Raw genomic sequence first — 9990 nt, 5'->3', positions numbered from 1 at the left:
CGCTCGTCGGCCTCACCTTCCAGCCCACCGGAGCGCTCGTCGGCCTCACCTTCCAGCCCACCAGAGCGCTCGTCGGCCTCACCTTCCAGCCCACCGGAGCGCTCGTCGGCCTCACCTTCCAGCCCACCAGAGCGCTCGTCGGCCTCACCTTCCAGCCCACCAGAGCGCTCGTCGGCCTCACCTTCCAGCCCACCGGAGTGGTCACCGGCCTCGACTTCCAGCCCACCAGAGTGGTCACCGGCCTCGACTTCCGGACCATCGGACCGCTCGTCGGCCTCGTTCTCCGGCCGGCCGAGCGGGGTGGTGAGCAGGCGGTGGTCCTGGGACGTCTGCGGGTCGAGCGCCTTGGGGGCCTCAGTTCCGGAGAGCCTGACCACCCGGTCCGCCGCGGAGAGCAACGCCGGCCGGTGCACCACCAGCAGCACGGTCCGCCCCTCGGCGAGCCGTCGTACCGCCGAGACGACCTGCGCCTCGGTCACCCCGTCCAGCGCGGCCGTCGGCTCGTCCAGCAACAACACAGGGCGGTCCGCGAGAAACGCCCGGGCCAGCGCGAGTCGCTGGCGCTGCCCGGCCGACAGACCGGCGCCGTCCTCACCGAGCACGGTCCCGGCACCGTCGGGCAACGCGTCCACGAACTCCAGGGCCCCCGCGTCCCGCAGCGCACCGCGGACCGCGTCGTCGTCCGCGTCGGGACGCGCGAGCCGTACGTTCTCGGCGATCGTCCCGGCGTACAGGTGCGGCCGTTGCGGCACCCACGCGACCTTCGAACGCCAGGCCTCCAGGTCGATGTCGGCAAGGTCGGTGCCCCCGATCCTGACCCGTCCCCCGGTCGGCCGTACGAACCCCAGCAGCACGTGCAGCAGCGTGGACTTGCCCACTCCGCTCGGGCCGACCAGGGCGACGGTCTCCCCGGGTCCCACCGTGAAGGAGACGTCGGCGACCGCGTCCGCCGACCGGGCCGGATAGCGGACCGCCACCCCTTCGAAGACCAGGGAGGCTCCGACGGGCACCTCGCCCGCTCCCTGGGCCGGCACCGGCGTCTCCAGCACGGCGAAGATCTCCTCGGCCGCCGCAAGCCCCTCCGCCGCGGCGTGGAACTGCGCCCCCACCTGGCGCAGCGGCAGATACGCCTCGGGTGCGAGCACGAGGATGACAAGCCCGGTGTACAGGTCCATGTCGCCGTGCACCAGGCGCATGCCGATGGTCACGGCGACCAGTGCCACCGACAGGGTGGCGAGCAGTTCCAGCGCGAAGGAGGAAAGGAAGGCGATCCGCAGGGTCCGCATGGTCGCCTGCCGGTACTCGCCGGTGATCCGACGGATGGACTCGGCCTGCGCCTTGGCGCGGCCGAACACCTTCAGCGTGGGCAGTCCGGCGACCACGTCCAGGAAGTGGCCGGACAGCCGGGACAGCAGCTTCCACTGCCGGTCCGTCCGGGACTGCGTGGCCCAGCCGATCAGGACCATGAAGAGCGGGATGAGCGGCAGGGTCCCGACGATGATCGCCGCGGACACCCAGTCCTCGGTGACGATCCGTGCCAGCACCGCGACCGGCACGACCACCGCGAGCCCCAACTGCGGCAGATAGCGGGAGAAGTAGTCGTCGAGGGCGTCGACGCCCCGAGTGGCGAGCGTGACCAGCGACCCTGTCCGCTGGCCGGTCAGCCAGCCCGGGCCGAGGGCGACCGCCCGGTCGAGGAGCCGTCCTCGCAGCTCGGACTTGACCGCCGCGCTGGCCCGGTGCGCCGCGAGTTCGGTGAGCCAGGAGACCAGGGCACGTCCGACGGCGACGGCCACCAACAGCAGGAGGGGGGTGCGGAGTTCGGAGGCCGAGTGGCCGTGCTGGAAGGCACCGACCACCACTTCGGCGATGAGCATGGCCTGCGCGATGACCAGCCCGGCACCGAGGGCACCGAGGCCGAGCACGGCCATCAGGAAGAGGCGGGTGGCGCGTGCGTAGCGCAGCAGACGGGGATCGATCGGTTTCACGTGAAACATGCCCTTCGGTCCGGAGAGGGTGTTTCACGTGAAACATCACGGGTCACCGTGACGGCCTTCATGAGACACCCTTCCCCTCGGACTCAGTGCGCGGCTTCGGTCGCGATGTGCTGGGTGCCGATCCGCTTGCGGAACACCCAGTAGGTCCAGCCCTGGTAGAGCATCACCAGCGGCGTGGCGATCGCCGCCAGCCAGGTCATGATCTTCAGGGTGTACGGGCTCGACGAGGCGTTGGTGACCGTGAGACTCCAGTCCCCGTTGAGCGTCGACGGCATGACGTTCGGGAAGAGCGACAGGAAGAGCGTCGCCACGGCGGCCACGATGGTGACGCCGGAGAGGGCGAACGCCCAGCCTTCCCGGCCCCGCAGATTCGCCCCCAGGGCGCCGGCCAGCGCGGCCACGGCCACGACGACCGCCACCAGGCTCTTGCCGTCACCGCTGTCGACCTGGGTCCACAGCAGAAAGACCAGTGCCAGCACGGCGGTGAGAAGACCGACCTTGGTCGCCAGCTGCCGCGCCCGTACCCGGATGTCACCGACGGTCTTGAGCGCCGTGAACACCGCACCGTGGAAGGTGAAGAGGGTCAGCGTCACCAGTCCGCCGAGCAGGGCGTACGGGTTGAACAGGTCCCAGAGGGTACCGACGTACTCGAAGTGCTGGTCGATCTTCACGCCTCGCACGATGTTCCCGAAGGCCACGCCCCACAGGAACGCGGGGATCAGCGAGGTCCAGAAGATCGCGGTCTCCCAGGTGCGCTGCCAGTTCTCCTCGGGCCGCTTCGCCCGGTACTCGAAGGCGACCCCCCGGACGATCAGGCAGACGAGGATGACCAGCAGGGGCAGGTAGAAGCCGGAGAAGAGCGTGGCGTACCACTCGGGGAAGGCGGCGAAGGTCGCGCCGCCCGCAGTGAGCAGCCACACTTCGTTGCCGTCCCAGACAGGGCCGATCGTGTTGATCAGGACCCGCTTCTCCAGCCGGTCACGGGCGAGCAGCTTGGTGAGGATGCCGACCCCGAAGTCGAAACCCTCCAGGAAGAAGTAGCCGGTCCACAGGACGGCGATGAGGACGAACCAGACGTCGTGAAGTTCCATGACAGCGTCTCCCTCGGCCTAGTACGAGAAGGCCATCGGCTTGTCGGCGTCACGAGCCTCGCCGCCGATCTTCGTGGGCGGGTTCAGGTCGGCCTCGGTGAGTTCGGGCGGGCCGGCCTTGACGTACTTCACGAGCAGCTTGACCTCGACCACGGCGAGGACGGCGTAGAGCGCGGTGAAGGTGATCATCGAGATGAGGATCTCCGCCTGGGAGACGCCGGGGGAAACGGCGTGACGGGTCTGCAGGACGCCGTAGACGACCCAGGGCTGACGGCCCATCTCCGTGAAGATCCAGCCCCAGGAGTTGGCGATCAGCGGGAAGCCCAGGGTCCAGATCGCCACCAGCCAGTACAGCCTGCCGAGCTTCGGGCTGAGGGCCTTGTTCCTGAAGAGGACCAGGTTCGGCACCTCGTCCTCGCCGACCCTCAGGTGCTGCGGCAGCATGAACTTCTTGCGGGTCAGCCAGAGCCCGGCCAGGCCGATCGCGAAGGACGCCATACCGAAGCCGATCATCCAGCGGAACGCCCAGAAGGTGACGGGGACGATGGGCCGGTAGTCGCCCGGACCGTACTTCTGCTGCTCGGCCTTGTTGGTGTCGTTGATGCCGGGGACGTAGGAGTTGAAGTCGTCGTCGGCGAGGAAGGACAGCACGCCCGGGACGGAGAGTTCGACGGTGTTGTGGCCCTTGCTCACGTCGCCGTAGGCGAAGATCGAGAACGGCGCGGAGTGCTGCCCGTCCCACAGGGCCTCGGCGGCGGCCATCTTCATCGGCTGCTGCTTGAACATGACCTTGCCGAGGGTGTCGCCGCTGACCGCGGTGAGCAGTCCGCCGATCACCACGGTGATCAGTCCGAGCCGCAGCGAGGTCTTCATCACGGTGATGTGCTTCTTGCGGAACAGGTGGAAGGCGGCGATGCCCACCATGAAGGCGCCGCCGGTCAGGAAGCAGGCGCTCAGCGTGTGGAAGGCCTGGGCCAGCGCGGTGTTCTGGGTCAGCACGGCCAAGAAGTCGGTGAGCTCGGCCCGCCCCTTCGCCTTGTCGATCTTGTAGCCGACGGGGTGCTGCATCCACGAGTTGGCCGCGAGGATGAAGTACGCGGACAGGATCGTGCCGAGGGAGACCATCCATATGCAGGCCAGGTGGATCTTCTTGGGGAGCTTGTCCCAGCCGAAGATCCACAGCCCGATGAAGGTGGACTCGAAGAAGAACGCGATCAGCGCCTCGAACGCGAGCGGGGCGCCGAAGATGTCACCGACGAACCGCGAGTAGTCCGACCAGTTCATGCCGAACTGGAACTCCTGCACGATGCCGGTGACGACACCCATCGCGATGTTGATCAGGAAGAGCTTGCCCCAGAACTTGGTCGCCCGGAGGTACTTCTCCTTCCCCGTGCGCACCCAGGCGGTCTGCAGGCCGGCCGTGAGCGCTGCCAGCGAGATCGTCAGCGGGACGAACAGGAAGTGGTAGACGGTGGTGATGCCGAACTGCCAGCGCGCCAGTGTCTCCGGCGCCAAAGCCAGGTCCACGTCGTCAGTCTCCTTACGTCGCCGAGGTACAGCGGCATTTGCCCCCTTTGTTACGTGCATCACGGAGCAAACGGGACACGCTTGTGAATGCATTCACATTCACAAGCCATTATGACGCACCGATTGTCGGAACCCGAAGGGGGGTGGCGCATGAGCCGTCCGGCACCGTGTCGACACACGTACGGGGCCGCTCGGCCCCTTCACCGGCCGCACGACCCCGCACACCTGGACACCGCCGGCGATCAGAGCTCCTTGCGGAAGCCCTCCGCCACCTTGAGGAGAATGTCGTTCGCCTCGTTCTCGCCGATCGTCACCCGCACGCCCTCACCCGGGAAGGGCCGGACGACCACACCGTGCTCCTCGCAGGCCGCCGAGAAGGCCGTCGTGCGCTCCCCCAGGCGCAGCCAGACGAAGTTGGCCTGGCTCTCGGGCACCGTCCAGCCCTGGGCCCGCAGCGCGTCGACCACCCGCTGCCGTTCGCACACCAGCGAGCCGACCCGGCCGAGCAGCTCGTCCTCGGCCCGCAGCGAGGCGATCGCCGCCTCCTGCGCGAGCTGGCTGACGCCGAACGGCACCGCCGTCTTGCGCAGCGCCGCCGCCACCGGCTCATGGGCGATCGCGAAGCCCACCCGGAGCCCGGCGAGGCCGTACGCCTTCGAGAAGGTCCGCAGGACGCAGACGTTCGGCCGCTCGCGGTAGATCTCGACGCCGTCCGGCACCTCGGGGTCGCGGATGAACTCCCGGTAGGCCTCGTCGAGGACCACCAGCACATCGTTCGGCACCCGGTCGAGGAACCGTTCCAGCTCGGCCCGCTTCACCACCGTGCCGGTCGGGTTGTTCGGGTTGCAGACGAAGACCAGGCGCGTGCGGTCGGTGACGGCGTCCGCCATCGCGTCCAGGTCGTGCACATCGCCGGGCGTGAGCGGCACCTGGACCGAGGTGGCACCGCTGATCTGCGTGATGATCGGGTACGCCTCGAAGGACCGCCACGCGTAGATCACCTCGTCGCCCGGACCGCTGGTGGCCTGGATCAGCTGCTGGGCGACGCCGACCGAGCCGGTGCCGGTGGCCAGATGACCGAGCGGGACGCCGAAGCGGTCCGACAGCTCGTTCATCAGTCCGGTGCAGGCCATGTCGGGGTAGCGGTTGAAGGCGGCGGCGGCCGCGGTGACGGACTCCATCACGCCCGGCAGCGGGGGATAGGGATTCTCGTTGGAGGAGAGCTTGTACGCGACCGGGCCGCCGGCCGCCGCCGGCCTGCCCGGCTTGTAGGTGGGGATTCCCTCCAGCTCGGCGCGCAGCTTGGGGCTCGTCTCGCTCACCGCAGTCCTCCTCACGACCACCGGCGGACCGTCCGCGCCGCCGGCATCCAATACTGCTCACCTTATGAGGATTCGGCACCGCTGAGTACAGCCGCGGATCAGCGAGGAGCCACGTGGAAGCGGAGGAGAAGAGGGCGGCGGCCTGCTCATCCGTCCCATCGGCATCACGGGCATCACCGTACGAAGGCGTACGTATCGGGGGCGCGCCCTACATATATCTACGCGCCGGTGGCTCACGCCGTAGCGCGCATCGCCCATGCAGGTGAGTTGAGACCTCTTCGAGACATCGGACACTTGGCAGGCCCATCCGCGCCGACAAGTTACGTCTCATCACTGAATCGTGCAACTGACTTTCTTTCTAAGGTAGTTGACCTCTTTTGACCTTGCAGAAACGTGCCTGTCAACGCGCGCATATGCGTCCGCACTACCCCACCACATGAGCCCTACTATCGGCTCGCCATGACAGCAGCAGGGAAGCACCAGGTGAGCCGCGCGGAAACCTCTCGGCGAGGCAACCGGCCAGGCCGGGCGGGCATCAGAGACGTGGCCGCCGCCGCCGGAGTCTCCATCACGACCGTCTCCGACGCCCTGAACGGCAAGGGCCGGCTTCCGGACGCCACCCGGCGCCACGTCCGCGAGGTGGCCGACCGGCTGGGATACCGCCCCTCGGCCGCCGCCCGAACCCTCCGTACCGGCAAGTCGGGACTCATCGGCCTGACCGTGACGACGTACGGGGATGAACCTTTCACCTTCACCGAGTTCGCGTACTTCGCCGAGATGGCGCGGGCCGCCACCTCGGCCGCGCTCGCCCGCGGCTACGCCCTGGTCATCCTGCCCGCGACCTCGCGCCACGACGTGTGGTCGAACGTCGCCCTGGACGGCACCGTCGTCATCGACCCCTCCGACCAGGACCCGGTCGTCAGCGAGCTGGTCCGGCAGGGGCTGCCGGTGGTCTCCGACGGCAGGCCGGCCGGTTCACTGCCGGTCACGGCCTGGGTGGACAACGACCACGAGGCCGCCGTACTCGGCATCCTCGACCACCTCGCCGACGCGGGTGCCCGCCGGATCGGGCTGCTCACGGGCACCACGACGGACACGTACACGCATCTGTCGACCACCGCCTACCTGCACTGGTGCGAACGCGTCGGCCAGGACCCGGTGTACGAGGCGTACCCGGCGCACGACCCGTGCGCGGGAGCCGTCGCCGCCGACCGGCTGCTCGCCCGGCCCGACCGGCCCGACGCCGTCTATGGCCTGTTCGACCCCAACGGCACGGACCTGCTCGCCGCCGCCCGCCGCTACGGGCTGCGGGTCCCCGACGACCTGCTGCTGGTCTGCTGCAGCGAGTCCACCGTGTACGCCAACACCGAACCGCCCATCACCACGCTCTCGCTGAAACCGCGCCGGATCGGCACGGCGGTGGTGCAACTGCTCATCGACGCGATCGAGGGGGTCGAGTCCGACCATCCGGTCGAGCAGGTGATACCGACCGAGCTGATCGTGCGCACCTCCTCCCAGCGACGGGTGCCGCGCACCACGGTCAGCCCGCCGCGGGCGCCGGAGGAGGAGTAGCACGGACACGCGGAGGTACGGCCGGCTCACCTGCCTGCCGCCGTCGAACGGGGGACGGCGGGTGAACGGCCGACAGGCGAAGCCCCTCCCAACCGGGGCGAAAGCCGCATCGGACCGGGGCCCCGAACCGATTCACCACCCCTGGGTCATCACACGGCGCGACGGGCATTCCTATGATGGGCCCACGACACCGCGGGCCGCTGCGACCAGGCAGTCCGAACCGGTGCAGTTGCGGCGCGATGGTGGAGGGGTCTGATGACTCAGGGGGCCGGTCAGGGACCCGAGGTGGAACGGACGGCGACGGTGCGCGACTTCCGGGTGCCCGCATACGTCAACGAGACCGGTCCGTACGTCCACGGCACCCACCCCGGTGAGGCCGCCCCGGCGCTCGACGAGCCGTATCCCGAGGGCTACCCGGAGGAGTACACCCCGACCCAGCGCGACCTGCCGGTGATCAACCGCGGCGACACGCTCCAGCTGCCGGTCGAACCGGCCGGCGCCGCGGCCCCGCAGCCCGCGGACGGCCCCGGCCCGCTGTACGTCGTCGGCGACGTGCACGGCTACTTCGACGAGCTGCTCGCCGCACTGGCCGAGCAGGGCCTGGTCGACGCCGACGGGCACTGGTGCGCGGGCACCGCCCGGCTGTGGTTCCTCGGCGACTTCACCGACCGCGGCCCGGACGGCATCGGCGTCATCGACCTGGTGATGCGGCTGTCCGCCGAGGCGGCCGCGGCCGGCGGCTACTGCAAGGCCCTCATGGGCAACCACGAGCTGCTGCTGCTCGGCGCCAAGCGGTTCGGCGACACCCCCGTCAACTCCGGCGCGGGTACCGCCACCTTCCAGGCCGCGTGGCTGCTCAACGGCGGGCAGAAGACCGACATGGACCGGCTCCAGGACCACCACCTCCAGTGGATGGCGCGCCTGGACGCGGTGGAGGAGGTCGACGGCTACCTGCTGGTGCACTCGGACACCACCGCCTACCTCGACTACGGGGACTCGATCGAGGCGGTCAACGACACGATCCGCGAGACCATCACCCGTAACGACGCGGACGAGGTCTGGGATCTCTTCCGCAAGTTCACCAAGCGCTTCTCCTTCCGCGACGAGGGGGGTGCAGACGCCGTCCGTTCCCTTCTCGATACGTACGGAGGCACCCGCATCGTTCACGGGCACAGCCCGATTCCCTATCTGCTGGGCGAAGTCGGCTCCGAGGACGACGAAGAGAGCACCAGGCCCGTCGTGGAAGGACCGCACATCTACGCGGACGGACTCGCCATCGCCATGGACGGCGGAGTGACCATGGCCGGAAAACTGCTGGTGAGGCAACTCCCGCTGGACGTCTGAGCTTTCGGTGGGCTGTTCTATCCCTCCGGCGTCACACGCGGGCCACCCCCAATTTCCGGCAACCCCCTGTCACCGCGTGCCTTGACGGCTCTACCATCGGTTTATCCGTAGCAGGCTCCCCTCCGTTTCTGCCCGACGGTTCGCCGGCGTGCGAGCCACAAGCCCTACGGAGCATCGGGGGATGCACATGAACAGCGTTCCGCAGCACCTGCACAGCGAGGACCGCCAGGAATACGAGCGGATCCTCGATGAGGCGCTGCGCTCCGCCCCTTACCGTCCCGAACTGGCCGGTACCGGTCGGCATTTGAACACCGAACAGCTGCGCACCATGGCGCTCAACGCCACCGCACTGATAGCGGCGGCCGCGGCGACCGAGTACCAGCACTACGTGAAGGTCCGCGAGGAACTGCGCAATCCGGCGCGGTCCACCCCGGCCCCCGTCCAGCAGCCGGACTCAGCCGAGTCGGCCGCGGGCGGTTCGGTGGGGCTCGCCACCACCCTCGGCGAAGCCGCCGAGACCACGGGCGCCGGAGGTTTCGCCCTCGCCCTGGTCCTGGCACCCGTGCTCGCCGGCACCGCCGCCGCGATCTTCCTGCTCGTCGGCTACGTCCTGAAGATGCTGGACCCGGCCCCGGCGTTCGCCCAGACCATGCTCACCGCCGGCTGGGTGTTCGGCGCCGTGACCGCGGCCGCCATCCTCATGGCGGGCGCGGGGCTGCTGCTGACCGCACTGCGCAACAGCCCCTCGCTGGAGGCGGGGGCCTACGGCGAACCCGACGGCGAGGTGGCCAAGGCCCGGCAGGCCTGGCAGGACGCCCTGCTGGAGCGCGGCATCCTGCCCTTCCTGCGGGAAGCGCTGGCCACTGACGCCGGTACGGCCGAACTGCGCCCTACGGCCCCGTCGGGCCCGGCGGGGCGGATGCCGCGCCTCGGCTACGACCGCCCCGGCTTCAGCACCGACGACGGCGCGGCTCCCGCCCCCCGCCCGAGCTTCAGCAGCCCGGACTACACCAGCCCGGACTTCGGAGGCCCGGAACACCAGCCGGAATAGCCCCGCCCGCGCCCCCTCCCGGGGGCGCGGGCCGGACACCCGGACACCCGGACACCCGGACACCCGGACACCCGGACACCCGGACA

Annotated in this window: 7 protein-coding genes; 3 read left to right on the top strand and 4 right to left on the bottom strand. The window is 69.4% G+C overall.

Annotated features, from left to right (window positions below; genetic code table 11):
* From cydD to hisC, 4 genes are all read right to left on the bottom strand, one after another.
* Positions 1–1997, bottom strand: a 1997-nt coding sequence (gene cydD, locus AB0958_RS42440; protein ID WP_366895846.1) for a thiol reductant ABC exporter subunit CydD, incomplete at its 3' end; no start/stop codon positions are given.
* 83 nt (positions 1998–2080) lie between these two features.
* Positions 2081–3088 carry a cytochrome d ubiquinol oxidase subunit II gene (gene cydB / locus AB0958_RS42435; RefSeq protein WP_366895845.1) on the bottom strand — a complete coding sequence of 336 codons (1008 nt, stop codon included), beginning with the start codon at positions 3086–3088 and terminating at the stop codon, positions 2081–2083.
* Positions 3089–3106: 18 nt separating this feature from the next.
* Entirely contained in the window at positions 3107–4615 is a 1509-nt protein-coding gene (locus AB0958_RS42430; protein ID WP_366895844.1) for a cytochrome ubiquinol oxidase subunit I, read from the bottom strand.
* Positions 4616–4857: 242 nt separating this feature from the next.
* The gene (gene hisC / locus AB0958_RS42425; protein WP_366895843.1) at positions 4858–5937 is read right to left on the bottom strand and encodes a histidinol-phosphate transaminase; all 1080 of its coding nucleotides are present in this window, start codon (positions 5935–5937) and stop codon (positions 4858–4860) included.
* Positions 5938–6396: 459 nt separating this feature from the next.
* Between hisC and AB0958_RS42420 the strand changes: the two genes are divergently transcribed.
* The 3 genes from AB0958_RS42420 to AB0958_RS42410 all read left to right on the top strand — a co-directional run bounded on the left by AB0958_RS42420 (position 6397) and on the right by AB0958_RS42410 (position 9904).
* Positions 6397–7509, top strand: coding sequence for a LacI family DNA-binding transcriptional regulator (locus tag AB0958_RS42420; RefSeq protein WP_366895842.1), 1113 nt, complete (start codon positions 6397–6399; stop codon positions 7507–7509).
* 255 nt (positions 7510–7764) lie between these two features.
* Positions 7765–8853: a metallophosphoesterase gene (locus AB0958_RS42415; protein WP_366895841.1), complete on the top strand. Its 1089-nt coding sequence runs from the start codon at positions 7765–7767 to the stop codon at positions 8851–8853.
* Between the two features lie 181 nt (positions 8854–9034).
* On the top strand, positions 9035–9904 hold the full coding sequence (locus AB0958_RS42410) for a hypothetical protein (RefSeq protein WP_366895840.1): 870 nt from the start codon (positions 9035–9037) through the stop codon (positions 9902–9904).
* The last annotated feature ends 86 nt before the right edge of the window (positions 9905–9990 follow it).

The organism is Streptomyces sp. NPDC006655 (assembly GCF_040703965.1).
GTDB lineage: Bacteria > Actinomycetota > Actinomycetes > Streptomycetales > Streptomycetaceae > Streptomyces.
This window is presented reverse-complemented; position numbering and strand designations above follow the sequence as displayed.

What these genes read in the sequence shown, in the direction of transcription:
- cydB (WP_366895845.1), bottom strand. Translation starts at nt 3,088, where the DNA reads ATGGAACTTCACGACGTCTGGTTCGTCCTCATCGCCGTCCTGTGGACC.
- AB0958_RS42420 (WP_366895842.1), top strand. Translation starts at nt 6,397, where the DNA reads ATGACAGCAGCAGGGAAGCACCAGGTGAGCCGCGCGGAAACCTCTCGG.
- AB0958_RS42415 (WP_366895841.1), top strand. Translation starts at nt 7,765, where the DNA reads ATGACTCAGGGGGCCGGTCAGGGACCCGAGGTGGAACGGACGGCGACG.
- AB0958_RS42410 (WP_366895840.1), top strand. Translation starts at nt 9,035, where the DNA reads ATGCACATGAACAGCGTTCCGCAGCACCTGCACAGCGAGGACCGCCAG.